The organism is Kitasatospora sp. NPDC052896 (assembly GCF_044547075.1).
GTDB lineage: Bacteria > Actinomycetota > Actinomycetes > Streptomycetales > Streptomycetaceae > Kitasatospora.
Window position 1 is genome coordinate 1 of the sequence record NZ_JBITZU010000004.1, and the last position, 24,025, is coordinate 24,025.

At 72.2% G+C, this 24,025-nt stretch carries 22 protein-coding genes and 1 pseudogene; 12 read left to right on the top strand and 11 right to left on the bottom strand.

From position 1 onward, the window contains the following. The 3 genes and pseudogenes from ACIGXM_RS10830 to ACIGXM_RS10840 form a co-directional block, all read right to left on the bottom strand. Nucleotides 1-701 (bottom strand): annotated as a pseudogene (locus ACIGXM_RS10830) (IS5 family transposase); the annotation flags it as partial. Between the two features lie 75 nt (nucleotides 702-776). Further along, nucleotides 777-1,805, bottom strand: coding sequence for a hypothetical protein (locus tag ACIGXM_RS10835; protein ID WP_396559182.1), 1,029 nt, complete (start codon nucleotides 1,803-1,805; stop codon nucleotides 777-779). Nucleotides 1,806-2,261: 456 nt separating this feature from the next. After that, nucleotides 2,262-2,984 (bottom strand): DJ-1/PfpI family protein, encoded by a 723-nt coding sequence (locus ACIGXM_RS10840; RefSeq protein WP_396559184.1) that lies wholly within the window; start codon nucleotides 2,982-2,984, stop codon nucleotides 2,262-2,264. A gap of 158 nt (nucleotides 2,985-3,142) precedes the next feature. Here ACIGXM_RS10840 and ACIGXM_RS10845 point away from each other — a divergent pair, with 158 nt between their 5' ends. Beyond that, nucleotides 3,143-4,156, top strand: coding sequence for a GlxA family transcriptional regulator (locus ACIGXM_RS10845; protein ID WP_396559186.1), 1,014 nt, complete (start codon nucleotides 3,143-3,145; stop codon nucleotides 4,154-4,156). An 18-nt stretch (nucleotides 4,157-4,174) separates the two neighbouring features. Here the strand turns inward: ACIGXM_RS10845 and ACIGXM_RS10850 are convergent, their stop codons facing one another. Together ACIGXM_RS10850 and ACIGXM_RS10855 are read right to left on the bottom strand one after the other, a co-directional pair. Further along, complete coding sequence (locus ACIGXM_RS10850; RefSeq protein WP_396559188.1) at nucleotides 4,175-5,266, bottom strand: VWA domain-containing protein; 1,092 nt, start codon at nucleotides 5,264-5,266, stop codon at nucleotides 4,175-4,177. A gap of 350 nt (nucleotides 5,267-5,616) precedes the next feature. Further along, complete coding sequence (locus ACIGXM_RS10855) at nucleotides 5,617-6,228, bottom strand: LysE/ArgO family amino acid transporter (RefSeq protein WP_396559190.1); 612 nt, start codon at nucleotides 6,226-6,228, stop codon at nucleotides 5,617-5,619. A gap of 67 nt (nucleotides 6,229-6,295) precedes the next feature. On the opposite strand from ACIGXM_RS10855, the gene ACIGXM_RS10860 reads away from it, so the two are divergent. Continuing rightward, nucleotides 6,296-7,207, top strand: coding sequence for a LysR family transcriptional regulator ArgP (locus ACIGXM_RS10860; protein WP_396559192.1), 912 nt, complete (start codon nucleotides 6,296-6,298; stop codon nucleotides 7,205-7,207). 131 nt (nucleotides 7,208-7,338) lie between these two features. On the opposite strand, the gene ACIGXM_RS10865 is transcribed toward ACIGXM_RS10860, so the two are convergent. The 3 genes from ACIGXM_RS10865 to ACIGXM_RS10875 are packed head-to-tail and all read right to left on the bottom strand — an operon-like array spanning nucleotide 7,339 to nucleotide 9,397. After that, the gene (locus tag ACIGXM_RS10865) at nucleotides 7,339-8,334 is read right to left on the bottom strand and encodes an amidohydrolase family protein (RefSeq protein ID WP_396559194.1); all 996 of its coding nucleotides are present in this window, start codon (nucleotides 8,332-8,334) and stop codon (nucleotides 7,339-7,341) included. Further along, a complete protein-coding gene (locus ACIGXM_RS10870; protein ID WP_396559196.1) occupies nucleotides 8,331-9,083 on the bottom strand; it encodes an SDR family NAD(P)-dependent oxidoreductase in 753 nt (250 codons plus the stop codon). The genes ACIGXM_RS10865 and ACIGXM_RS10870 overlap by 4 nt, the downstream gene beginning before the upstream one ends. After that, nucleotides 9,080-9,397 carry a hypothetical protein gene (locus ACIGXM_RS10875; RefSeq protein ID WP_396559198.1) on the bottom strand — a complete coding sequence of 106 codons (318 nt, stop codon included), beginning with the start codon at nucleotides 9,395-9,397 and terminating at the stop codon, nucleotides 9,080-9,082. The genes ACIGXM_RS10870 and ACIGXM_RS10875 overlap by 4 nt, the downstream gene beginning before the upstream one ends. A 70-nt stretch (nucleotides 9,398-9,467) precedes the next feature. Between ACIGXM_RS10875 and ACIGXM_RS10880 the strand changes: the two genes are divergently transcribed. From ACIGXM_RS10880 to ACIGXM_RS10890, 3 genes are all read left to right on the top strand, one after another. Next, the gene (locus tag ACIGXM_RS10880) at nucleotides 9,468-10,337 is read left to right on the top strand and encodes a LysR family transcriptional regulator (protein ID WP_396559200.1); all 870 of its coding nucleotides are present in this window, start codon (nucleotides 9,468-9,470) and stop codon (nucleotides 10,335-10,337) included. Between the two features lie 165 nt (nucleotides 10,338-10,502). Then, nucleotides 10,503-11,021: a DinB family protein gene (locus ACIGXM_RS10885; RefSeq protein WP_396559202.1), complete on the top strand. Its 519-nt coding sequence runs from the start codon at nucleotides 10,503-10,505 to the stop codon at nucleotides 11,019-11,021. A 478-nt stretch (nucleotides 11,022-11,499) separates the two neighbouring features. Further along, entirely contained in the window at nucleotides 11,500-11,718 is a 219-nt protein-coding gene (locus ACIGXM_RS10890) for a hypothetical protein (protein ID WP_396559204.1), read from the top strand. A gap of 548 nt (nucleotides 11,719-12,266) precedes the next feature. On the opposite strand, the gene ACIGXM_RS10895 is transcribed toward ACIGXM_RS10890, so the two are convergent. Beyond that, nucleotides 12,267-12,791 (bottom strand): ricin-type beta-trefoil lectin domain protein, encoded by a 525-nt coding sequence (locus ACIGXM_RS10895; protein ID WP_396559206.1) that lies wholly within the window; start codon nucleotides 12,789-12,791, stop codon nucleotides 12,267-12,269. Between the two features lie 1,016 nt (nucleotides 12,792-13,807). Here ACIGXM_RS10895 and ACIGXM_RS10900 point away from each other — a divergent pair. The 7 genes from ACIGXM_RS10900 (at nucleotide 13,808) to ACIGXM_RS10930 (ending at nucleotide 20,248) form a co-directional block, all read left to right on the top strand. Continuing rightward, nucleotides 13,808-14,563, top strand: coding sequence for a hypothetical protein (locus ACIGXM_RS10900; RefSeq protein WP_396559208.1), 756 nt, complete (start codon nucleotides 13,808-13,810; stop codon nucleotides 14,561-14,563). Nucleotides 14,564-14,689: 126 nt separating this feature from the next. Then, nucleotides 14,690-15,346: a sigma-70 family RNA polymerase sigma factor gene (locus tag ACIGXM_RS10905; protein ID WP_396559210.1), complete on the top strand. Its 657-nt coding sequence runs from the start codon at nucleotides 14,690-14,692 to the stop codon at nucleotides 15,344-15,346. Between the two features lie 32 nt (nucleotides 15,347-15,378). After that, nucleotides 15,379-15,639, top strand: coding sequence for a hypothetical protein (locus ACIGXM_RS10910; protein ID WP_396559212.1), 261 nt, complete (start codon nucleotides 15,379-15,381; stop codon nucleotides 15,637-15,639). Nucleotides 15,640-15,692: 53 nt separating this feature from the next. Further along, nucleotides 15,693-17,924 (top strand): heavy metal translocating P-type ATPase, encoded by a 2,232-nt coding sequence (locus ACIGXM_RS10915; RefSeq protein WP_396559889.1) that lies wholly within the window; start codon nucleotides 15,693-15,695, stop codon nucleotides 17,922-17,924. Nucleotides 17,925-18,017: 93 nt separating this feature from the next. Next, complete coding sequence (locus ACIGXM_RS10920) at nucleotides 18,018-18,620, top strand: ATP-binding cassette domain-containing protein (protein WP_396559891.1); 603 nt, start codon at nucleotides 18,018-18,020, stop codon at nucleotides 18,618-18,620. Further along, a complete protein-coding gene (locus tag ACIGXM_RS10925) occupies nucleotides 18,621-19,484 on the top strand; it encodes a metal ABC transporter permease (RefSeq protein WP_396559214.1) in 864 nt (287 codons plus the stop codon). Continuing rightward, nucleotides 19,442-20,248: an ABC transporter substrate-binding protein gene (locus ACIGXM_RS10930; protein WP_396559216.1), complete on the top strand. Its 807-nt coding sequence runs from the start codon at nucleotides 19,442-19,444 to the stop codon at nucleotides 20,246-20,248. Before ACIGXM_RS10925 ends, ACIGXM_RS10930 begins: the two co-directional genes overlap by 43 nt. Nucleotides 20,249-20,482: 234 nt before the next feature. On the opposite strand, the gene ACIGXM_RS10935 is transcribed toward ACIGXM_RS10930, so the two are convergent. Further along, nucleotides 20,483-22,111: a class I adenylate-forming enzyme family protein gene (locus tag ACIGXM_RS10935; RefSeq protein WP_396559218.1), complete on the bottom strand. Its 1,629-nt coding sequence runs from the start codon at nucleotides 22,109-22,111 to the stop codon at nucleotides 20,483-20,485. Then, nucleotides 22,108-23,880, bottom strand: coding sequence for a CoA transferase (locus ACIGXM_RS10940; RefSeq protein WP_396559220.1), 1,773 nt, complete (start codon nucleotides 23,878-23,880; stop codon nucleotides 22,108-22,110). Before ACIGXM_RS10940 ends, ACIGXM_RS10935 begins: the two co-directional genes overlap by 4 nt. Nucleotides 23,881-24,025 lie beyond the last annotated feature (145 nt).

The following is a 24,025-nucleotide window of genomic DNA, read 5'->3' on the forward strand; positions in this document are numbered from 1 at the left end:
GAGCCGGGGATACAAACAGAGCGCCTCGTGGCGCACAAGGTGCGCTCCACCGCCCACCGCTTGGGCTGGACCTGGAAGCCGCGCTGGTCCGGGTCTTTTCGGACGATCTCCAGGTCGCGGCCGAGGATCTGGGCGGCCCACTCAACCAGGCGGCCGGCGAAGCCCTGGTCCGCCCAAACCTTCTTGACGCCGGGGTGGTCGAGCCTGGTCCACAGCAACGGATGCTTCGCGCCGTCGCGGTCCTGAATGCTCGCCGCGACGACATGGACGGCCAGGAGCAATCCGAGGGTGTCAGTGACGATGAACCTCTTGCGGCCCTTCACCTTCTTGCCCGCGTCGAACCCCCTGGTGGCAGCGGGGACTGTGTCGGCGCTGCGGACGGACTGCGAGTCGATCAGCCCGGCGCTCGGCTCCACGTCGCGACCGTCAGCTTCACGGACCTTGCCACGCAGGACGTCGTGGATGCGCTCAACCGTGCCGTCGTCGTGCCACCACGTGAAGTACCAGTACACCGTCGGCCACGGAGCGAAGTCCTTCGGCAACTGCCGCCAGGCACACCCGGTCCGCACCACGTAGAAGATCGCGTCCACGATCCGCCGCCGCGGATGCTTCTCCCGACGCCCACCCTTCGGACCCACCCGCGCAGGCGGCAGCAACGGCTCCACCAACGCCCACTGCTCATCCGTCAGGTCCGACGGATATTCACCCCCACCACCGCCCACGGTGAGCTCAACGAACGCCTCAGCAACGGGACACGGCAGATCTCAAACACGGTCTCAGAACGAGGAGAACCTGAAGGCGTCGCCCCTGATGGTGACCGTCCAGTCGGCGCCGGCGCCCTCGCCCGTCATCGTGTGCAGTACGACGTTCGGCATGTGCCATTGATATTTCACGAGCAGGGCCCGGTCCGGAGCACAGTCGGAACCATCGTGCCCGGACACGTCACCGTAATTGTTGACGACAAATCTGTGCCGCCGCTCGTGGATGCCCCGAATGATCCGGCCGCCTGCCTCGGAGAGCTCGTCCGGACTCTCCAGGGAGCGGACGTGATGGTTGAACTCGTCCTGCCGGGCATGGTAGTTCATGCGTATCTCCCGGCCACTGCTCCGGACGACGTCCTCCCGGGGCACGTGCAGGAACATCAGAAAGTTGCCGAGGGTCAGGGTCGATTCGTACAGGGCGTTCTTGATGACGATCAGGTTCTCGCACGATCTGTCCAGGAACCGTTGCCTGATGTCATCCAGGTACCTGTCGACCTTCGCCGCCGGGACCGCTCTCTCCCTGGTCTCGAAGGGCAGCAGCCGCATGTCGTCCCTGACGCCGGCGGGGGTTCCCACCGTCTCCGGGACGCACTGCGCGAGACCGTCCGCATCGACCTCCAGCGCGGCCAACGTCTCGGCGATCCCGAATTCGTCCCGGCCCGTCTTGAGACTCTTCATCAGAGCCTGGTGGAACAGGAAGCACCGGTACCCGTCCTGCATGGGCATCGGGAACGCGGTGAATATTCCCTGCGTGTCCGGGCGGTCCGCGTAGGTTATCGATGCCAGCAGGAAGGAGTTCGAGCGCTCGGTGTACTCGTCGTTGACGAACGCCTGGAAGGCCGACAACGGGAAGTCCTCGACCGAGTCGAACCGGCGCTCGACCAGACGGAATCGGGAGAAGAACGGATTGCCGCGCAGATAGCGGTTCGCCGCCCGCTCGAAGTCCTCTACCGGAAAGACGGCCCCGACCCGGTAGAGCGACAGGGCCGGATAGAAATGCCTGAGGTCCACCGGCGCGGGATAACTGGCCAGCCCTATGCGCATCAACCTTTCCGGGACGGAGATACGACCGCCGGACTCCGGGGAAACCATGAGCTTGCCTCGCCTGCCTTTCACTGTGCCCGTCGGCGGCCGCCCTGCCCGCCGCTGCCGCTGTTGGTCACGAGCTCTCCGGAAGTCGCCGCTCGCCCGGTGCGGGCCACCCGCGCGCGGCGCCCGTTCGGGGGTTCGCCGCCCTGCTTCGGCGGCCGGTCGGAGGGTGAGGTCGGCTCGGATGATCCCGTTGCGGGTCTGGTAGCAGCACCAGTGGGCACCAGGTCGCGCTCTTTTCCAACTACGTCTGCTCGGCGGCCGTGGACAGGGTATCCCAGAAGCCCCCTCCCCGCCGGTCCGGGACGGCGACGCCCAGGCGGTTCGATCGGGTTGATGCCCCTTCAGCAGCTGGGGACAGCCGTCGAGTTGGCCGCGGCGGCCGGGGCGGGGGTCCTGGCTCCGAGGGGCTCAGCCGCTGAGCCGGGCCAGCAGTTCGGGGTGGTCGCCCAGGGCCCGGACCAGGGCCTGCTGCCTGAACGGCGCGTGCTCCGCGGGGTCGACGGCAGCCCAGTCGATCCCACCGAACGGCGGCTGGGGGTCGTACTCGATCATCAGCTGCACCCACCGGGCGACGTCCGCGCCGGCCACCCGGCCGACCAGGTGCAGCGCCATGTCGATACCGGCCGCCACGCCCGCCGCCGTGAGGTACCGTCCGTCCTCCACCCAGCGCTCGGCCACCGGGGTCACGCCGAACGGCACGAGCAGGTCACGGAACAGCCAGTGCGTGGTGGCCCGGCAGCCCTCCAGCAGCCCGGCCGCGGCCAGCAGCAGCGAGCCGGTGCACACCGAACCGACCACCGACGCACCGGCCGCGGCCCGGCGCAGCCGGCCCAGCAGCTCCTCGTCGGCCATCGCGGCTAACGTGGGCACCAGGCCGCCGGGCACCAGCAGCACGTCCGGATCGGGGACTTCGTCGAAGGTGTGACTGGGCACCACCGCCAGCGGGGTGTCGGTGCCCATCGGCTCGATCCGCTCGCCGAGCACCACCGTGCGGTAGCCCGGCACGAGTTCCGCCAGCGCGGCGCAGACCTGGAGCGGGCCGACCAGGTCGAGCATGGTGATCCCCGGATAGGCGACGAAGGCGATCGTCATGTCGGGCGCTGCAGTCCGCTCGGCAGACCACTGGGTCATGGTGATTCCTGACTCTCGAGGACGAGGAGACGGCTCCGATCGGCCGTCACCTCACCGTTTCCGACTCCGCCCGCAGCGGCAAGCGGCACCGGGACAGAGCGTCCGGAATCCTGCGATCCCCGTCTGTCGGACACGGCCGGCCGGCTAGATTGGCAGCCATGACAACCGAAGCCCGGCACGTGCTGGTGATCGGCTACGAGCAGGCCGAACTCCTCGACATCGCCTGCGTCGTGGACACCCTGTCCGCGGCCAACCGGCTCGGCGCGGAGCCCCCGTACCGAGTGCAACTGGCCTCCCCGAACAAGCGGCCGATCCACTCCGCGGGGGGACTGGTCCTCGCGGTGCACACCGGTGTCGAACGCGTCCGGGGCAGGCTGGACACCCTGGTGGTCGTCGGCGGGCCCGGCCACGCCGCCGCAGCCGACGACGCCGGGCTCGTCCGTCACGTGGCCGAACTGGCCGCCCGGAGCCGCCGGGTGGCCTCCGTCTGCACCGGCTCGAGCATCCTGGCCGCGGCGGGCCTGCTGGACGGACGGCGGGCGACCACGCACTGGGCCTACGCGCGCGACCTGGCCGACCGCCACCCCGCGGTCACCGTCGACGCACGGCCGCTGTACATCATCGACGGCGACGTCTGCACCTCCGCCGGTGTCACCAGCGCGCTCGATCTCACCCTGGCCCTCGTCGAGGTCGACCACGGCCCCGAGCTCGCCCGCTCGATCGCCCGCTGGCTGGTCACCTACATGCAACGCCCTGGGAACCAGGCCCAGTTGTCCATCTTCGTCACGGCCAAGCCGCCCAGCCACCAACTTCTTCGCGAGACCGTCCAGTACATCACCAGCCACCTCGACGGCGACCTCACCACCGCCACCCTCGCCACCCGGGTGGGCGTCAGCGAGCGGCACCTGTGCCGGCTCTTCCTCGACCAACTCGGCCAGCCACCGGCCCGCTTCATCCGCACCGCCCGCACGGAGGCCGCGGCCCGACTCCTCGAGTCCACCTCGCTCCCCCTGGCCACCGTGGCACGCCGCTGCGGCTTCGGTTCCACCGAGACGCTCCGCCAGGCGTTCCAGGCTCGCTACGCCAGCGCCCCGTCCGCCCATCGCGCGGCCTTCCGAACAGCCCACCACCCACCTGAGGGTGGCGGCAGGTCACTCCCACCACATCCATGACCGGATCGCCGTTCCCGGCTACAGGATGACGAGCAGCTTGGTGCCCGGCACCAACTTCCGGTTGACGGAGGTCGATTGGACGAAGACGGTGTACGACGGGTTGTCGCCCGGCTTCACCGTGACCTCCGACGCCGGCAGGCCGAGGAGCTGGCGGGCCGCCGGGCCCGAGAACACCCTGCCCGTCATCCGGCCGGTGGCCGGGTCCTTCTCCGCCACGGCGAGCTGCTTGTTGCCCTGGACCTTCTCACGCTTGGACAGCTCGTAGAAGGCGCAGCCGGTCTTGTACAGGTGCCCGGCGCTGGTGACGAACTCGCGGATCTGCGTCTGCTGGTCGACCGGGATCAGGATGTACTTGCCGGTGTCCAGGGCATCGAGACTGGCCTTCACCTCGGCGGTGCTCAGATCCTGGCCCATGGCGAACAGGTTCCTGGTACCACGCACGCCCTGTTCGCGGCCCCGCAGGAAGTTCGTGGCGGCCGACTTGACGGTGCCGATGGCCTCCTCGACGCCCTTGCTGGAATCCGCGTCCCAGATCGCGATGTTGCCCGCCGGGAAGCCGTACTCCTGAGCGGTGCGCTTGGCCAGGGAGTTCGGGACCAGGATCGCCGAGGTCCAGTGGCCGGGGAGGTTGTCCATGGCGCCCTGGATGCGGCCCATCCACCCGCGCAGGACGTCGGTGCCCCGACCGCCGCCCATGCGGGTGTGCATCTGACCGCTCTCCGAGAAACCGGAGGCGTTCTCCTCGCCGTCGGTGACGACGACCTGGAGGAAGGAGTGTTCCCCGTACCCTTCCCAGATGTTCTTCAGGTCGTCGACCGACTTCACTGCCGCCTCGATCAACGCCGTCGCACCGTTGTTGACCTCGTAAAGGCCCCGCAGGGATGGCAGGTGCTTGACGTCCATGTCCCAGACCAGGTTCCGCACCTCGTGATCGAAAGCGTAGAGACTGATGCGGGTCTCGTGACCGAGCCGGTCGGACTCCTCCTGCAGGCCCTTCACGAACTCGTCCACCACGCGGACGAGTTGCGCCTCGTGCTGGCGCATCGAGCCGGACTTGTCGACCACGAGCGAGACGTGGTTGACCTTGTGCTTGATACGGTTCGCAGACATGCTTCCGCCCCTTTTCCAACGCTCTTCCGGCGCCCTTTCCGGCGCCCCCTCCGACGTTGTTTCCACACTACGGCGGGGCACTGACAATGCCTTCCGACCCGGGGTTCCCTGGAAGCCGACCGCCGTACTTCAGGAGGGCGGTCACCGACGGACGGCCAGAAGGCACCGGTCGGACGAGAGCCTGTTCTTCGGCTTTCCGGCGAGGGCCCAGGTGCGTGACGCGCACGTGCGCGTCACGCACTCGCACATCCGCATCCGGAACCGCCGCGGCCAGCGTTGAGGTCATCGAGCTGTCGGACTCGCGGCTGCGGCCGCTCCGTCGTGAGGTGCTCGGCCCGATTCCGCGGGTGTCAGCCCCCCACGGCCAGGGACAGGCCGGTGAGCAGCATCGTCGTCGCGACCAGGGCGTCCAGGACGCGCCAGGAGGAGGCGCGGCGGAAGAAGCCGGCGAGCAGGCGGGCGCCGAAGCCCAGGGCGGCGAACCAGCACAGGCTGGCCAGTGCGGCGCCGAGCGCGAACTGCCAGCGCAGCGTGCCGTGGGTGGCCGCGACGGCGCCGAGCAGGAGCACCGTGTCGAGGTAGACGTGCGGGTTGAGCCAGGTCATGGCCAGACAGCTGAGAACCGCGCGACGGCCGGAGCGGACGGCTGGTCCGCCGCCCTCCAGGCTGGAGGTCCGGAAGACGCGGCGCGCGGCGATCACGGCGTAGCAGAGCAGGAAGGCCGCGCCCACCGCGCGCACCGCCGTCAGTACTGGCGGCCATGCCGTGATCAGTGCCCCGAGCCCGCCCACGCCGCAGGCGATCAGTACCGCGTCGGAGGCCGCGCAGATCGCGACCACGGGCAGTACCGCCTCCCGGCGGATGCCCTGGCGCAGGACGAAGGCGTTCTGCGCCCCGATGGCGACGATGAGTGACAGTCCGGTCCCGAACCCGGCGGCGGTGGCGGTGAGCGTGCTTCCCATGGGCGCCACCGTAGGCAGCAGGTGCAGCACAAGGCCAGCTAAACATTTTTACGTATCATTAGCGCTCGTGAAGAGCGAGCTCCCCCACGACCTGGTCCGGACCCTGCTCGCGGTGGTCGACGAGGGCACCTTCGACGCCGCCGCGGCGGCCCTGCACGTCACGCCTTCGGCGGTGAGCCAGCGGATCAAGGCGCTGGAGCAGCGCACCGGGCGGGTGCTGCTGACCCGCTCCCGGCCGGTGCGGCCGACCGAGTCCGGGCAGGTCGTGGTGCGCTTCGGCCGCCAGCTCGCCCGCCTGGAAGGCGACGCGCGCGACGCCCTCGGGATGCCCGAGGGCGGGGAGGGCGCAGGGCCGTCGGGCCCCACCTGGCTGCCGATCGCGGTCAACGCGGACTCGCTGGCGACCTGGTTCGTGCCCGCGCTGGCCCCGCTCGCGCGGGACGCCCGGATCCACGTCGACCTGCGCCGCGAGGACGAGGCGCACACGACCGCCCTGCTGCGCGCGGGCGAGGTGATGGCGGCGGTCACCTCCTCGCCCCGTCCGGTGGCGGGCTGCTCGGTGCACCGGCTCGGCGCGATGGTCTACCTCCCGGTCGCCGCACCGCGGTTCGCCGCTCGTTGGCTCGACGGCGACGCGGCCGTGCTGCTTCCGGACGCCCCGGTGGTCTGCTTCGACCGCCGCGACGATCTGCAGGACGCCTTCGTCCGCGATCTGACGGGCGGCCGACCGGGGAGCGCCCGACGGCACTACGTCCCGTCCAGCGAGGGCTTCGCCGACGCGGTGGCGGCCGGTCTCGGCTGGGGCCTGGTCCCGCGGGACCAGGCCGAGCCCCGGCTGCACAGCGGCGCGCTGGTCCGGTTCCTCCCGGGCCGCACGGTCCAGGTCCCGCTCTACTGGCAGCAGTGGCGCCTCGACTCGCCCGCCCTGGCAACCGTCGCCACGGCGGTAGCCGCGGAAGCCGAGCGGGCCCTGCGGTAGGTGCGCCACCCCGGGCCACCGAACACCTCCGCGAGCACGACGGTCAGCCGCGCCTCACCGTTCGGTGGCCATTGGCGCTGATCCCGCCGGCAGCTGCGGAAGGAACTCGGTACCAGCCACCGGGACGGGCGCTAAGCAATACCGAACACGCGCTCAGCCGTGCGGTGACCGATCGCCGTCCGCTGACCGTCGGTCAGCGGCACCTCCCGCAGGAAGGCCACGGCAGTCGCCGGGTCCTCGTACGGGTAGTCGATCGCGAACATGATGCTGTCCTCGCCGACCGAGCGCAGGGCCAGCCCGAGCACGTCGGGATCGTCGATGCCGCTCGTGGTGATGACGAAGTTGCGGCGGAAGTACTCGCTCGGTGTGAGCGACAGGCTCGGCATCGGTGTGGCCGCCCCTGGTGTCCGCGTGGCGAACGCGTGCCGGTTGTCGATCCGCCGCAGCCAGTACGGGAGGCCTTCGCCGAGGTGCCCGAGCACGACGGTCAGCCCCGGGTGGCGGTCCAGCGTGCCGCTGAGGATGAGCCGCACGGCGTGCAGCCCGGCCTCGGCCTGGTATCCCCAGATCGCTCCGGGCATCCCGTAGTCGCGGTACGCGGCGAGCATGCTCGGCGCTCGCGGGTGGAGGTAGACCGGTGCCCGGTTCGCCTCGGCCGCCTCCAGCAGCGGCGTGAACTCCGGCTCGTCCAGGTACCGTCCACCGGTGTGCGAGTTGATCATGATGCCGTGGAGTCCGAGCGGGCCCATGACCCGCTCGATCTCGGCGGCCGCGGCGACCGGATCCTGCGGCGCCACTGTGGCCAGTCCGCCGAACCGTGCCGGGTGCCGCCGCACGATCGCGGCCAGCGCGTCGTTGAACTCCCGGGCCAGCGGCACCGCGTCGGCCAGCGGATAGGGCTGGACCCCGGGCGGATTGAGGCTGAGCACCGCCATGTCCTGCCCGAGCGCGTCCATCTCCCGCAGCCGGGCATCGAGATCGACGAGCCGGGCGCGAACACCAGCAGGACTCTCCACCGTGCGCATCAGAGCCATCTCGGTCTCGTCACCCGGCACGACGTCCAGGCCGTGCGCGACACGCAGGAACGCCTCGGTTGCCAGGTGTTCCTCGACCGCGATGACCCTCATGCCCGTCGCCCCCCGTCGACCGACATCGCGATCCCGGTGACGTAGGACGCGGCGTCCGAGCAGAGCCAGACCGCCGCCGCAGCGGCCTCCTCCGGCGTGGCCAGCCGGCCGAGCGGCGTGACCGCCTCCTGCCGCGCGATCATGTCGGTGCCGGCCGCCACCCGCTCGAACGCGGGCGTGCGGGTCGGGCCGGGGCACACGGCGTTGACCCGGATGTTGTCCGGTGCGTAGTCGACCGCGGCGACCTTGGTGAGCCCGACGATGCCGTGCTTGGCGGCCACGTAGGCGGGAGCGGTCGGAATCGCGTACAGACCGCCGTTGGAGGCGATGTTGACGATCGCGCCGCCTCCACGACCCCGCAGCGCGGGCAGTTCGTACTTCATGCACAGGAAGGTCCCGGTCAGGTTGACGCGGACCACGCGCTCGAACTCGTCCGGGGCCATCTGGTCGAGCCTGCGATGGTGCGAGGCGATGCCGGCGTTGTTCACGGCGAAGTCGAGACCGCCGTACGCCGCGACCGTGCGCTCGACGGCCGTCCGGACGGAGCGTTCGTCGGCGATGTCCACGGTGACTGCCAGGGCTTCCCCGCCGTCCTCCCTGATCATCTCGGTGGTCTCGGCCGCTCGGCTCGCGTCGATGTCGAGCACGGCCACCGCGGCGCCGCTCCGGGCGAACTCCAGCGCCGTCGCGCGGCCGATCCCGCTCCCGGCTCCGGTGACCAGTCCCAGCTTTCGGAAGACGCCGCTCATGCCAGCGGCTCGTGGTTCGCCCAGCCCACCTTGTACGGGTGCCGCGACTGCCAGCGGTCGATGATCTCGTGGATGCCGGGCGCGGTGAACGCCTTCGCCAGTGCCTCGGTGTCGGCCACGGCGATCTGCACGATCGCGGTCGCGATCAGTGCCGGAATGGCCTCCTCGCCGGGGACGGGAATGTGGCGCCGGGCCACGACCGACTGCACGACACCGCTGTCGAGCATGACTCGTTCGATGTCCGCGAGATATTGATCGAGCTCGGTGGCGGGCAGGGGCTGGTCGAAGGAGACCATCATCGTGTGGTTGATCATGCCTCAATTCTTGATGGCCCACGCCGCTGGTGTCCAAGACCGGTTCGGCACTCATCGATAACCTGGAGGCATGATCGACCTGGAGACCCGCGAGCTCGAGTACTTCATCGCACTAGCCGACGAGCTGCACTTCGGCCGGGCCGCCGTCCGGCTCTCGATCGCCCAACCGGCGTTGTCGAAGGCCATCCGACGGATCGAGACCCGGCTCGGTGTCCCGCTCTTCGTCCGCTCCAGCCGGCACGTCGAACTCACCCCGGCCGGGAAGGCGTTGCAGGAACACGGCCGGCACGCGCTCAACGCGGTCGGCGCCGCCGTCCGGCACGCCCAGCGTGCCGGCGACACCCAGCCCCACCTCCGGCTTGTGCTCAAACCCGGCGGCGACGCCGGCCTGCTGTCCGGGATCCTGGCCGCATACGCACAGCAGCCCGACGCCCGCCAGGTGGACATCCTGTTCAGTGGGCCGGCCGATCGCGCCGACTTCCTACGCGATGGACGGGCCGACGTCGGCCTGCTCTACGCGCCGTTCGACTCCCTGGACGGCCTGGCCCACGAGACGCTGCACGCCGAGGACCGCGTGGTCATCGTCCCGTCCGGGCACCGGCTGGCCGGGCGCGCTTCGGTACGCGTGGCCGATCTGGAGAGTGAGACGCTGCCACGCTGGAAGGGAATTCCAGGGGGCGACGGCACCGGCCCCGAGGTCGCCGACGTGGTCCAGCTGCTCCAGATGATCACGGTGGGCCGGATGATCGGGGTGCTGCCCCGCTCGCTGGTCGAACCGGCCCCGGCCGGCCTGGTCTGTGTCCCGGTGACCGACGCGCCGCCCAGCCGCCTGGTGCTCGCCTGGGTCGAGCAGGACCGCCGGCCGCTGGTCGCCTCGTTCGTGGCCGCCGCACTCCAGGCCACACCGGCACAGGACCCGATCAGGCATCGACACACCTGACGCGCCGCTCTCCTCGGACAACCAGTGGCTCGCACCCGAGGACGTGCGGTGACCGGGGCGAGCCTGCCGGCTCCGGGCGCGGGCTGCGGATCGGCTGTCAGGGCATCAACTCCCCCTCGCTCCCAGCGGCAGCCCGGAGTGGCGTGGGATGGCAGACTCTGCGGCATGACTCTCTCCCTGCCCGAGCCGGATCAGCAACTCTCGGATCCGAGCGAGCTGTTGCTGGGCTATCTCGACTACTACCGGTCGGCGGTCAGCGCCAAGATCGTGGGCCTGTCGGACCAGGAGCTGCGAGCCAGCCGGGTGCCCTCCGGGTGGAGCCCGCTGGAGTTGCTCAAACACCTGATCCACATGGAGCAGCGCTGGTTGCGCTGGGGCTTTCTGGGCGAGCAGGTGTCGGCACCGTGGGGCGACCGGGGGCCGGACGACCGATGGCACGTCGGCCCGGCTGAGACGGCTGCGGAGCTGCTGGTCGCGCTGCACACGGGCGGCGAGCACACCCGAAAGGTGGTTTCGGGCACCCCGCTGACCGCCGTTGCCGCCGCCGGCGGCCGGTTCCCGGAGGACGGCTCGGCGCGGCCCACGCTGGGCTGGATCCTGTTCCACGTGCTGCAGGAGTACGCCCGCCACGTGGGCCACCTGGACATCGTCAGGGAGCTCACCGACGGCCTCGCCGGCGAGTAGGGCCCGAAGGCCTGGGTCCGAGCGGGTCGCCGGGCAACTCGCGGCAGGCGTGCCGGATCCAGCCCTCCCAGCAGGCCAGCGCGGCGACGGCCGGCGAGCTCCCCGGCCGCCTCCATGACCTCGGCCACCAGCCCGTCCACGAGATCACTGGACCTTTGGAACGCCCCTGCCCTCAGCGGGACGCACTGTTCTGACAACGGTCCGCCTCATGGCACCTCACCGGTGCGACCACGGCGCCGCTGACCGCTGACCGCTCGAATGTCCGCCACGAGCCCTACCCAGGTAGTCGTCCCGATCACGGGCCGGGTTCCCGGGGCTGGATCGGGATTTCCCGGCGTAGCGGAATTCCTGCCAGTCGTCCAAACCTGACGCCGCGTCGATCGGACGGCGACGGTTACGCGTTTGCCGTACTTCGGGCGCCGGGCATCCAGCAGGTGACAGCAGCGTCTACGCACCAGCGGCACCCGAGGCGGCACCCATGCACGACATCGACAAGGAACCGATCGCGACTTTCTGCGGAAACTGCAACTGCGGCTGCCCGCAGCTCTTCGTCGACGAAGTGGCTCCGGTGGAGAAGCGGATCCGGATCACCGACGACTTCGGCCAACAGGTCCAGATGAGCGAGGAGCAGTTCCGCGACCTCGTCGCCCAGGCCAAGAGCGGTGCCCTGGACGACCTGTTCGCGACGCCGGCCTGACGGACGGCGACGAAGGCGAGGGCTGGGGCGGTACATCGATCGGCTGCCTCCGCCAAAACACAGTCCACCTGACTCGAAGTCAGAACAAACCCGCCCACCTGCTGAAAGTGCAGGTGGGCGGGTTTGTTGGTGGTCCGGCAGGCGGGGCGGCCGGCTGGCGCGCGGGCGGTGAGGGGAAGCTATGGGCGGGGTCCTGCCGGTGGTGGGGTCGGGCATGGCCGGGGGGCCGTAAGCTGTCCGCGAATCGGGCGGGGCCTTTGGGCCTGACCGCAATTGCTGGTCTTGAACTGGGCCTCACGCAGCTGACGCAGGGAACGGCGAGGGCCCCTGCCGGCTCGCTTGGATCGGCAGAGGCTCTCGCGGGTGACACCTGTCGGTCGTGCTGCGGCGTCCTCAGCGGAGGTTCACCGTCGCTTGGCCATCACCCTCATGACCGAGGGGGTCGTTTGCCGAAGCTCCCGCAGAGGCGGAGATCAGCCTCCCGGAAGGCCGAACAGGACTGACCGTTCTCAAAGGGCAAGGTCATCACCTTGCCCCGCGCCGGCCGGTCAGATCGTGTCCCTGACCTTGATCTGACCGCTGTCGATGACGAAGTCCTGGTTGCCGAAGCCGGGGCTCTGGCACTGCCAGATCTTGGCCCGGTCGCCGTTGTTGCGGGAACCACCCACGTCCAGGCACATCTCCCGGCCGGTTCCGATGGTGTCCCTGACCTTGATCTGGCCCCTGTCGACGACGAAGTCCTGATTGCCGAAGCCGGGGCTCTGACACTGCCAGATCTTGACGTGGTCCCCGTTGTTGCGGGAACCACCCACGTCCAGGCACATCTCCCGGCCGGTTCCGATGGTGTCCCTGACCTTGATCTGGCCCCTGTCGACGACGAAGTCCTGATTGCCGAAGCCGGGGCTCTGACACTGCCAGATCTTGACGTGGTCCCCGTTGTTGCGGGAACCACCCACGTCCAGGCACATGGTGTTGGTGGCCGCGCGGGGCGCGGCCACAGCAGCCGCGGGCGCCGCCAAGGTGATCAGGCTGGCGGCGGCCAGGGCAGCGAGCGCAGTAGTGGAACGGGACATGATGTACCTCCGCAAGTGCACCGACGGGTGTCGGCTCCCGGTGGGGTGGTCGGACGTGGGCAGGGCCTGCCGGAAGGTGCAGTCGGCATACCTGCCTGGCATGGGCAAGACTCGCAGCGGGCAGCTGCGACACGCCCGGACACGAACCACATTCATCCCATAGGGCGACATATGGTTTGAAATCCGATCACCACCTGGGCAGGAGACCGGAGCGCGACGGCTGGGCGACCCTTCATGGGTGCCGTGGCGCTCAGCCGCCCTTGACTACGTCCTTCTCGTGTAACGGGCGCAGGCCCCAGGTAGGGAGGGCGGTAGCCAAGGCGGGCCAGGCGCTCACTTCCCGTGCAGTAGTCGGCTGACGGCTGGTTCACAGTCACGGCAGGCCACACGAGCCGTGGTGGGCCGCTCAGGCGCTCGATGGTCCCCACCGGAGCAGGGGCGGCGGCGGTGCGGTCGCACCTGCAGCAGAACCGGGCCTTCATCGCGCAGACCGTCGCGCACGGCACGGCGCGCGGCACTCGGAAGTCGAGTGCCGCGGAGCGTGCCGGCGCGGGGAGGTGGAAGGGGCGGAGGCGAACATGGCGGCCACCTCATGGCACCCCGTGCTCGGTGGCACCCTGGAGCCCCCTGGGAAGCGGAGCCGGTGCGGTCGTCACCGCGGACGGCGACACTGCGGGCCGACCGGCATCGACCGGTGTTGACGGTTGCCCGGTGGTGCTGCGGCGAACCCCGCGGTGTTCTTTCTCACCGCGTCGACACGCCCCTGCCTCAGCGGGTCGGCCGCTGACTCCCGCCCCATCCCGCAGCCCACCCACAGAAGGATGCTGCGCATACGACTTGATCCGATCGCAGGACAGTGCGGGATCCGGCCCGCCCTGTTCGTCGGTTCCGGCGACCGATGAGTTCCGAGCCCTCCGTGTGATGCCGATCACGCGTGGGACCCTGCGGCCGCACTGCCGTTTTTGGCCGACCCCGGGCCTGCGGGCGGCGGTCGCCGGATGCGACGATGGGCCGCCATGACAGTCGGACGAGGCGCACGAACGGGACGGGCCGCGGTGTTCGCGGCCGCCTGCGTGCTGCTCGGCGCGCTCGGGCACGCGCTGATGTCCGGCGAGCCCGTCCCGGAGTGGGCGTTGGCCGTCGCCTTCGCCGGAGTCGGCGTCACCGCCTGGTGGCTGACCGGCCGGGAGCGCGGCCCGCTGCTGGTGACCGGTCTGACGGTCGGAGCGCAGGCCGCCCTGCACGTCTTCTTCTCGCTCAGCCAGGCGGCGGTCGGCTCGCCTGCGCCGGCCGGCAGCGGCCTCGCGCAGCAGTGGGCCCAACTGCTGCTGTGCAGCCGGAGCGCGCCGTCGCCCGCCCAGGCGGTGCAGTTCCTGGAAGCGGCCGGCCTCGGCGATCGGTTCTCCCCACCGCCTGCCGGTATGCCGGGCATGCCCGGCATGGACATGGGCATGGGTCCACAGCAGGCCGTCCCGCCGATGGACATGGCGTCCCACGGCGGCGGGGCGGTGGGCATGCTGGCGGCCCACCTGGTCGCCGCGCTCCTGCTCGGCCTGTGGCTGTCGGCCGGTGAGCACGCCGTGTTCCGGTTCGGCCGGACGCTCGCGATCCGCCTGTTCGCCCCGCTGCTCCTGCTGCTCCGCCTCGCCCGCCCGCCGCACCGGCCGCGCCTGCGGCCGGCAGCGCGCGGCACCTCGCAGCGGCTGCGTCGCCTGCTGCTCGTCCACGCCATCACCTCTCGGGGTCCGCCCGCCGGGACCGCTGTCGTCTGACAGCTCCGCGCCGAGACCGCGCCGCTGAACACCGTGCCCTGCCGGGTGCGGTGGCGCTGCCGCGTGCCCCGGCACCGTCCCGCGGCCGTCCGCCGCTCCCCTCCGTTCTGACAAGGACCCAAGGCGATGACCCCTGCCCTGCCGCGCCCCCGCCCGGCGCGACGTCAACCACCCTGCGACGACGCGGCGGTGACCGACTGCGCGCTCGCCGCTCGCGACGGTGACCCGACGGCCGTGGAGGCGTTCGTCCGCGCGACGCACCGCGACGTCTGGCGCTACGTGGCACACCTGAGCGCGGACCCGCAGTCCGCCGACGACCTCACCCAGGACACCTACCTACGGGCCCTGCGCAGCCTGCCGCGCTTCGAGGGCCGGTCCTCCGCGCGGACCTGGCTGCTGTCGATCGCGCGCCGGACCGTCGTGGACCGCTTCCGGTGCGCGGCCGCCCGGCCCCGGCTGCTGGACACCGCCGACTGGCAGACGGTGGCCGAGTGCGCCCAGCCGTGCGGCCTGCCCGGTTTCGAGGAGGGTGTGGCGCTGGCCGACCTGCTGGCGACGCTGCCCGCCGAGCGGCGCACGGCGTTCGTCCTGACGAGCGTGCTGGGCCTGCCGTACGACGAGGCGGCGCAGCTGACCGGCTGTCCGGTCGGCACGGTGCGCTCGCGGGTGTTCCGGGCCCGGACGGCGCTGGTCGCCCTGCTCGCCGAGGCGGAGCGGCACACCGACGAGGTGCTTCCCGCGACCGCCGCGCAGACACCGGCCGAGCTGGTCTGCGCGGCCTGACGGGCCGCCGGGTGGGGCACGTGGAGACGGCTGTGACCGCGTGCCCCACCCGCTCGGCCGGCGACGGGAACTTCCAGCTGACCGGGCCCGACTGCTGTGGTGTGCGACAGACACCATCGGGCGCTCGACCGCCCCTCGTGCTGCTGGGCTTCGCCCTGCTGCTGCTCCTGATCTTCGCCGGCGCGTTCGCCGCCGGCCGAGCCGTCGGACCGTCTTCCCCGCGGCCGGCGCCCGGCTCGACGGATCACTCCGGTGACGACATGCCGGGGATGACCATGGGGATGGCACGGTGACCGCCCCGACGGGACTCGACGGGCTCGCCACCACCGACCTGGAGGTCGGCGGGATGACCTGCGCGGCCTGCGTGTCACGGGTGGAGAAGCGGCTGGCCCGGATCGAGGGGGTGACGGCGGGCGTCAACCTGGCGACCGGCCGCGCCCGGGTGGTGCACCCGGTGGACGTTCCGGTGACCGCGTTGGTGGCCGCCGTCGAGCGGGCCGGATACACCGCCGAGCCGGTGGGCGACCGACCGGCCGCCGTCGCGGAACCCGCCGGGGACCTGACCCGGCTGGTGGTGACGGCCGTGCTGGCGCTGCCCGTGCTGGTGCTCTCGATGGTGCCGCCGCTGCAGTTCCGCGACTGGCAGTGGCTCTGCTTCGCACTGGCCGCGCCGGTGGTGGGCTGGGGGGCGGCCGGGTTCCACCAGCGGTGCCTGCGGGGCCTGCGGCACGCGACCGCCACCATGGACACCCTGGTGAGTCTGGGGGTGGTGGCCTCCTTCGGCTGGTCGGCCTACGCGCTCTTCCTCGGCGGCGCGGGAGCGCCCGGGATGCGGATGCCGTTCTCGCTGACGGCCGGCAGTGGTGGCGCCCACGTCTACCTGGAGGCGGCGGTGGGCGTGCCGCTGTTCGTGCTGTGCGGCCGCGAGCTGGAGGGCCGGGTACGGCGGGCCGGCGGTTCGGCGCTGCGGGCGCTGGCCGAGCTGGGTGCGAAGGAGGTCAGCGTCCTGGAGGCGGGCGTCGAACGCCTCGTCCCGATCGAACGGTTGCTGCCGGGACAGGAGTTCGCGGTCCGGCCGGGCGAGAAAGTGGCCACCGACGGGGTGGTGGTCGAGGGGAACTCGGCGCTGGACCTCGGCCTGTTGACCGGCGAGAGCGTACCGGTGGAGGTCGGCCCGGGCGACCTGGTCGCCGGGGCGACCCTGAACGTCGGTGGTTCGCTGGTGGTACGGGCGACCTCGGTGGGTGCGGACACCCAACTGGCCCGGATCACCGCGCTGGTGGCCGACGCCCAGGCCGGCAAGGCGCGGGCGCAGCGGCTGGCGGACGCCGTCGCCGGCGTGTTCGTGCCGGGCGTGCTGGCGGTGGCCGTGGGCGTGCTCGGGTACTGGCTGGGCTCCGGTGCGGGGCCGCAGGCGGCGGTCACGGCGGCGGTGGCGGTGCTGGTGGTGGCGTGCCCGTGCGCGCTGGGGCTGGCGACACCGACGGCGCTGCTGGCGGCGACCGGCCGGGGCGCCGAACTGGGCGTGCTGATCCGTGGTCCGGAGGTACTGGAGAGCCTACGGCGGATCGACACCGTCCTGCTGGACAAGACCGGCACGCTGACCACCGGGCGGATGCGGCTGGCGGAGGCCGTCCCTGCTCCGGGCGAGACGGTGGAGGAGGTCCTGCGGCTGGCCGGGGCGGTGGAGCAGCGCTCCGAGCACCCGATCGCCCGGGCGATCGCGGCCGCCGCGCGGGAACGCTGCGGGCCGCCGCTGCCGGGCGTCACGGGTTTCACGGCGACCGCGGGTCTCGGCGTAGCGGGTACGGTCGAGCAGCGGAAGGTGCGGCTGGTGCGGCCCGAGGACGAGTCGGAACTCCCTGATGAGCTGCGGGACGTGGTGGCGCGCGCCGAGGCCCAGGGACGGACGGCCGTGCTGGTGGAGCTGGACGGCCGTGCGGCGGGGGTCCTGGTGGTCGGCGACGCCCTGCGCCCCGGCAGCTGGCGGACCGTGCACAGGCTGCGCGGGCTGGGCCTGGAACCCGTGCTGCTGACCGGGGACCGGCCGGGGGCCGCACGCACCGTCGCCGGAGAACTCGGCATCCGCACCGTACACGCCGCCGCCTCGCCCGAGCGCAAGGCCGAACTGGTCGCCGAACTGCGCGCCGCCGGACGGACCGTCGCCATGGTCGGGGACGGTGTCAACGACGCGGCGGCGCTGGCCTCGGCCGATCTCGGGATCGCCCTCGCCTCCGGCACGGACGCGGCGATCGGCGCGGCGGGACTCACCCTGGTGCGCGGGGACATCGAGTCCCTGGTGGTCGCGGTACGACTGGCCCGGCGGACGCTGGCCACCGTCCGGGTCAACCTGCTCTGGGCGTTCGGCTACAACGCGGTGCTCATCCCCCTCGCGGCCGCGGGGCTGCTCAACCCGATGCTCGCGGCCGCCGCGATGTCGGCCAGCTCGCTACTGGTGGTGGCCAACAGCCTGCGGCTGCGCACCTGGCGGCACGTCCCGCGCCGGCTGAGCGGGACGGCACCGGGTGCGGGCCGTCCCGGACCTCGTGGGAACTCGGCGGCTCCACGGCCCGACTAACGTCCCGTGGAGTACAACAGGCAACAGCCGGGCGCGGTCGCGGCCCGGCAGAGGGACATACCGAACTCCGGGCTGCCGATCCGGCTGCGTGACGTGGTGTGCCGACACGGCCGCCTGGAGGCCGTCCAGGGTGTCGACCTCGACGTGGCGCAGGGCGAGCGGATCGCACTGACCGGCACCAACGGGTCGGGCAAGACAACGCTGCTGCGCGCGGTGCTCGGCCTGCACCGGCAGGTCGCCGGCGAGCTGCTGGTCGGCGGGCGCGGCACCCGGACGGCAGCCGAATGGGCCTGGCGCAGGCGGGCCTGCGGCTGGATCCCGCAGCGGCCCGCCGTCGGCCGTTTCCCGTTGCTGGCACGGGAGTTGTTGGCCAGCAGCGGCGCGGCGGCGCAGGCCGCCGCGGCGGCCGACCGGCTCGGCGTGGGTGGTCTCGCCGACCGCCCGCTGACCGCGCTGTCGGGCGGTCAGCTGCAGCGGATGCACCTGGCCAGGGCGGTCGGCTGCGTGGCGGCGGGTGCGGGTGTGCTGCTCGCCGACGAGCCCACCGCCGCACTGGACTTCGCGGGACAGGAGGAGGCCGCCGAACTGCTCACCGGTCTGCCGGTGACCCTGCTGGTGGTCACCCATGACCGGGCGCTGGCCGCGCGCTGCGACCGCGTTCTGGAGATGGCGGCCGGCCGGCTGCGGGAGGTCTGAGTGAACGCGCTCGAACAGGTCGGCACGCTCCTGCAGTTGCTGCCCGTCCAACGCGCCGCCGGTGGCCTGCTGTTGGCCGCCCTCGGCCTGCCACTGGTGGGCGTGGTGATCGTCGGCCTGGACATCATGCCGGTACGGTTCGCGATGATGCACGTCGCGCTGCTCGGTATCGCGGTGGGCATCATCCTGGGCCTGGACCCCGGGCTCAGCGCGATCGTGGCGTGCGCGCTGGCGGGGGCGGGCGTGGCACCGCTGGCCCGGACGGCCGACAGCCTCTCGGGCGCCATGGGCCTGCTGATGAGCCTGGCGATCGCCGCGGCACTGCTGGTGCTGTCGGTGTCCGGGGTCAACGCCAACGGGGCCTTCGCCCTGTTGTGGGGGTCGATCCTGGCCGTCCGGCCGACCGACCTCATGGTGCTGGGCGGGCTCGCCGTGGCGCTTCCCGCGCTGGTCGTCTGGCGCCGCCGTGATCTGGCGCTGCTGTTGCACGACCGGGAGTTGGCGCTCTGCTCCGGTGTCCGGGTGCAGCGGATGACCATGCTGCTGCTGATCCTGGTGGCGGTCGCGGTCGGTTCGGCCATCCGGCTCACCGGCGCGCTGCTGGTGGACTCGCTCACCCTGCTGCCCGCCCTCGCCGCCCGCCGGCTCGGCCGCTCGCTCAGCTCGATCGCCTGCTGGGCGGTCGGCATCGGCCTGGTGGTGAACCTGGCCGGCTTCCTGGTCTCACTCGCCTGGAACCTCCCCCCTGGTCCCGTGCTCGTCCTCGCCGCGGGGGCCGTCGCCCTCGCCGCCCATCTGATCCCCGAACGGAGAACCACCTCATGGCGCGCAACCGCGTCCTCGTCCGTCCCGTCGTCGCACTGAGCGCGGGCCTGCTGTCGCTGACCGGCTGCGCCGGCACCACCAGCGGCATCGCCGCCGACGCCGTCTCGCCGACGGCCGCCCAGGGCCCGGTGGTCGTGGCGACCACCGTCTGGGAGGCCGCGCTCGCCAAGGCCGCCGGGGCCAAGGACGTCAGGTACCTCGTCCCGGCCACCGTGAAGCACGCACCCGACTACGACCTGAAGCCCACCGACCTCACCGCGGTGAAGGGCGCGGACTTCGTGCTGTACGCGTCGTTCGAGCCGTTCGCCGGCCGGGTCAGGGACGCCGCGGGGTCCAAGGCGGAGATGATCGAGGTCAACCTGGACGACGACCGGGACAACACCACAGCGCAGGTGACCATGCTCGGCAAGGCCTTCGGCACCGAGCAGACGGCCGCGCGGTGGAACACCGCCTTCACCGCCGAGTTCGACGAGTTGTCGCAGCAGCTGAAGGGCGAGTGGCCCGGCGGCAGGCCCCCGGTCGTGGTCACTCAGACGTTCACCACCTGGGTGGCCGAGATGGTCGGAGTGCAGCCGGTCGGGACCTACGGCCCGGACGCGGTCACGCCCGTCCAGCTCGCCCAACTCTCGGCGAAGAAGCCACAGTTCGTCTTCGACAACGAGAACATGTCGACCGGTACGGTACTGCCCGACTCCGGAGCCCGACAGCTGGACATCGTCAACTACCCGGGCGCGGACCTGGATCTGCTCACGGTGTACCGCGACGCGGCGGCCCAGCTGACGAAGGAGTTCGCCGGCTCCTGAGTGGGTGTGCCGGGCTTCGACCTCGTCAGCTCGTGAACGCGTTGACACCGATCACGAGCGCCGCGGTACCGCCGTAGCGGTAGCCCACCTCGACCGCCTCGCTGGTCTCGGCCTCCGTGGCGCCACACATGGTTGCCTGGACGCCGCATCGTCCCGCACATCACCCGGCCCGGCTCGGGCAGCGCGACGTCGAAGCAGGGGTTGCCCACCGGCAACCCCTGCTTCGACGTGTCGTCAGCCTCGGTCGCCGGCCAGGTCGCGCAACGCGGCGCGATCCGGCTTGCCCGCCGGGGTCAGCGGCAACTCGTCCACCAACAGCAGCCGTTCGGGGTGCTTGTAGCGCTCCACACCCCGGCCGTCGAGATGGGTGCACAGGTCCTCGAGAGTGGGCCGGCGACCCGGTCGGGGCACCACGCACGCGGCCAGCCGCTCGCCCATCAGCGGGTCGGGGACGCCGGTGCACAGCACGTCGCGGACGTCCGGGTGGGCCGACAGCTCGCCCTCGACCTCGGCGGGGCTGATGTTCGCACCGCCCCGGATGACGATGTCCTTCAACCGCCCGACCACCCGGAGCACCCCGTCGGCGTCGAACACCCCCAGGTCGCCGGTGCGCACCCAGCCGCCCTCGGTGCGGTAGCGCCGGTTCAGCTCGGGCGCGCCGACGTAGCACAGCGGTGTCATCGGGCCGCGTGCCACGATCTCGCCGATCTCGCCGGGAGCGGTGGCGGACCCGTCGTCGGGTGAGACCGTCCGGATGTCGGTGACCGCAGGGTCGGGGCGGCCGACCGCGATGCCGGGCCCGTCGCCCGGGAGTCCCTTGGCGTCCAGTCCGGTGTGGCAGTTGACGCCGTCCGCCGAGCCGTACAGGTTCACCACCGGGCAGCCGAAGGCGCGTTCGGCCTCCTCGCGGGTGGACCGGTCGAGCGGTGCGCCGCCCAGCACCAGGGCGGTCAGCCCGGGCAGCGGTGCGGCCGGCAGGTCGAGCATCATGCGGACCATGGTCGGCACGCCCAGGACGTGGGTCGGCCGGTGGCGCCGGATCGCCTCCAGGGCGTCGGTGGGGGTGAAACGGTCCAGCAGGACGAGCGTGCCGCCGTGCCGGGCGAGCGTCACGGCGGTACCGCTGCTGCCGAACGCGGAGGCGAGCGGCACCAGGAACAGGCAGCGCGGTGCGGCACCCGAAGTCAGCAGCGAGGCGAGGAAGTTGCCGCGTCCACCGGCGAGCGCGTTGTGGGAGTAGGCGACCATCTTGGACTCGGCCTCGGTGCCCGAGGAGACCAGGATCCTGGCGGCGGAGTCGGGGCCGGGCCGGGCCGGGGTGAAGCCGGTGGCGTCCGTGCGCAGCAGCTCGGCGTAGCGCAGGCACCCGTAGGGCAGCGCACCCGGGCCGGCCGCGACGACCGTCTGGAGATCCGGCAACTGCCCGCCGAGCTCGGCCAGTTCACGGGCGTGCTCGACCCCTCGGTGTTCGGTGGCGGCGATCACCGCACGGGCCCCGGCCCGGCCGAGCAGCGAGCGCGCCTCCCGGCTGCCGCGGCCGACCGGAAAGGGCAGCGCCACCGCTCCCAGCGCCGCCAGGGCCAGATCCGCGATCACCGCCGCCCGGCTGTTGGGGAGTTGGACGCCCACCACGTCACCGGCCAGGATCCCGGCCGTACGCAGACCAGCAGCCAACGCCCGTGCCCTACGGTCGAGTTGGGTGTAACAGAGTTTCCCCCTCCGGTCGATGACGGCGGTACCGTGCGGGTCGGCGGTGCGTCGGGCCCGGAACAGGGCGTAGAGGTCGAGGTCGGGGTAACTGCCGTCGGCGGCCCAGGCCCTGCGCAGTGCGGCCGGTACCAGGTCGGGGATCGGGGCTGTCACAGGAACCTCCAGGGGGTGGGGACGGCGAGGGCACCGTGGCCGTCGCGGGTCAGCGCGTGGCGCAGGCGGTGGTCGGCGGGCAGGGCCCGCAGGTCGGTGCTGACGGCGGTGGCGGTCAGGCCGTGTTGGCGCAGCCGGGCCACCGCCTGTGCCGTGCCGAGCGACCGCAGGTCCTCGGCGTGGTGTCGGGCGGCGGCGGCCGAGTCGTCGGCGGGGGCGACCCACCCGTCGGCGGTCGGCAACGGGCGGCGGAAGCCCGCGGGCCGGCGAGGCTCCGCGCCGGTACGGGCCCGGCGGAGGGCCGGCGCGGTGAGCGTCTCGGCGGCGCCGAGCAGCGAGGACTCGGCGCGTACCCCGCGCCCGGTGCGCTCGCGCAGCAGCAGCGCCGCGAGCACGGCCTCGGCGCCGTGCAGGCCGCCGAGCACGTCGACCAGCGTCATCAGGGAGGGTGCCGGTGGCTCGTCGACCGGGCGGACCGCCTCGCCCATCGCGGTACGGGCCTGCACCATGAAGTCGGTACCGACCGGTGCGCCGGGCAGCCGCCCGGCCCAGCCGCCGGTGTAGGCGTAGACCAGGCCGGGGTTGGTGAGCGAGAGCGCTCCGGCGTCCAGGCCGAACTGCTCGGCCCTGCCCGGTGCCCAGTTGTGCAGGAACACGTCGGCACCGGAGGCGAGTTCGCGCAGCTCGGTCTGCCCGGCCGGGGACTTGATGTCGATCTGAACGGCGCGCTTGCCGCGGTTCAGGGCGAGCCAGCGGGCCGAGACGCCGTCGCAGCACGGGGGCATGCCGCGCAGCGGGTCGCCGCCCGGCGGCTCGACGCGCAGCACGTCCGCGCCGAGCAGGCCCAGCAGGTGTGCGGCGAGCGGGGCCTGGATGCGCCGGCCCGCCTCCAGCACGGTCAGACCGGCGAGCGGGAGCACCGCGCCGGTCCCGGCGCGGCTCATCACCTCCGCCGGGCAGCCCGGCCGGAACGACCAGGGTGCGTCGGCGGCCGGCTCGCCCGACCGCTCGGCGAGCGAGTGGAGGCGGCAGACGTCGGCGCCGGCGGCCGCGGCCGCGTGCTCGATCTGCGGCCACCCGGCCGCCCGGGCGGTCGCGTGCAGCGCCTCGGGCAGCGGGGAGCAGGCGGTCGCGTAGCGGAACTGGAACGGCCGCCAGCCCGCCCGGACCGCGTCGGCCGGCGCTCCGAGCCGGCGCCAGAACCCGGCCCAGGCCGCCGGTTCGAGCGCCTCCAGCTCGAACCGGGTGCCGTCGGCGGCCGTGAACGGCGGCCCGCCCGGGCCGAGCGGCGCGGCCTCCTCCTCGTCCGCGCCCGCGGCGGCGAGGTACTGGGAGACCGTCAGCAGGGCGGCACGGTCGGCGCCGGTGACCACCCGTGCCCCGGCCGCGCCCCGGGCCCGGCCGACCAGGGCGGCGAGCAGGCCCTGCACGCCGAGGACGGAGGCGCAGGTCGCGGCGTAGTCGGCGGCGAGCGCGCGCGGTTCGCCGTCCCGTCTGCCGTGCACGTGCGTGATCCCGGTCAGCGCCTGCACGGTCGCCTCGTCGGCCGCGTCCACTGCCGGGCACACGTCCGCCCAGGCGACCTCGGAGCCGACGCCTCCGGGCGCCTCGAAGCGGGCCGGACCGTCCGAACTCCCGGCGTCCACCGGCGCCGCACCGAGCGCCCGCAGGTGCGCCAGGGCAGGGGCGGTGAGCGCGGGTGGCCCGGACACGCGCACCGGCACGGCTCCGAGCGGCCGGGCCACCAGGGTGGGGGCAGGATGGGCCATGGTTCTCCTCTCCGGCAGCCGGAGAACTGCTGCGCGGGTCACTGGGACGAATCCGGGAACTCGGCGACCTCCACAGCCGACCAGCTCCACAGCAGAGAAGTCGGATCGTCATTTCATCGGGTTCCCGATGAATCCGGAGGAAAGC

Coding starts and splice junctions, on each gene's coding strand:
- ACIGXM_RS10835 (WP_396559182.1), bottom strand. CDS start 1,805: ATGCGCATAGGGCTGGCCAGTTATCCCGCGCCGGTGGACCTCAGGCAT.
- ACIGXM_RS10840 (WP_396559184.1), bottom strand. CDS start 2,984: ATGACCCAGTGGTCTGCCGAGCGGACTGCAGCGCCCGACATGACGATC.
- ACIGXM_RS10845 (WP_396559186.1), top strand. CDS start 3,143: ATGACAACCGAAGCCCGGCACGTGCTGGTGATCGGCTACGAGCAGGCC.
- ACIGXM_RS10850 (WP_396559188.1), bottom strand. CDS start 5,266: ATGTCTGCGAACCGTATCAAGCACAAGGTCAACCACGTCTCGCTCGTG.
- ACIGXM_RS10855 (WP_396559190.1), bottom strand. CDS start 6,228: ATGGGAAGCACGCTCACCGCCACCGCCGCCGGGTTCGGGACCGGACTG.
- ACIGXM_RS10865 (WP_396559194.1), bottom strand. CDS start 8,334: ATGAGGGTCATCGCGGTCGAGGAACACCTGGCAACCGAGGCGTTCCTG.
- ACIGXM_RS10870 (WP_396559196.1), bottom strand. CDS start 9,083: ATGAGCGGCGTCTTCCGAAAGCTGGGACTGGTCACCGGAGCCGGGAGC.
- ACIGXM_RS10875 (WP_396559198.1), bottom strand. CDS start 9,397: ATGATCAACCACACGATGATGGTCTCCTTCGACCAGCCCCTGCCCGCC.
- ACIGXM_RS10880 (WP_396559200.1), top strand. CDS start 9,468: ATGATCGACCTGGAGACCCGCGAGCTCGAGTACTTCATCGCACTAGCC.
- ACIGXM_RS10885 (WP_396559202.1), top strand. CDS start 10,503: ATGACTCTCTCCCTGCCCGAGCCGGATCAGCAACTCTCGGATCCGAGC.
- ACIGXM_RS10890 (WP_396559204.1), top strand. CDS start 11,500: ATGCACGACATCGACAAGGAACCGATCGCGACTTTCTGCGGAAACTGC.
- ACIGXM_RS10895 (WP_396559206.1), bottom strand. CDS start 12,791: ATGTCCCGTTCCACTACTGCGCTCGCTGCCCTGGCCGCCGCCAGCCTG.
- ACIGXM_RS10900 (WP_396559208.1), top strand. CDS start 13,808: ATGACAGTCGGACGAGGCGCACGAACGGGACGGGCCGCGGTGTTCGCG.
- ACIGXM_RS10905 (WP_396559210.1), top strand. CDS start 14,690: ATGACCCCTGCCCTGCCGCGCCCCCGCCCGGCGCGACGTCAACCACCC.
- ACIGXM_RS10915 (WP_396559889.1), top strand. CDS start 15,693: ATGACCTGCGCGGCCTGCGTGTCACGGGTGGAGAAGCGGCTGGCCCGG.
- ACIGXM_RS10930 (WP_396559216.1), top strand. CDS start 19,442: ATGGCGCGCAACCGCGTCCTCGTCCGTCCCGTCGTCGCACTGAGCGCG.
- ACIGXM_RS10940 (WP_396559220.1), bottom strand. CDS start 23,880: ATGGCCCATCCTGCCCCCACCCTGGTGGCCCGGCCGCTCGGAGCCGTG.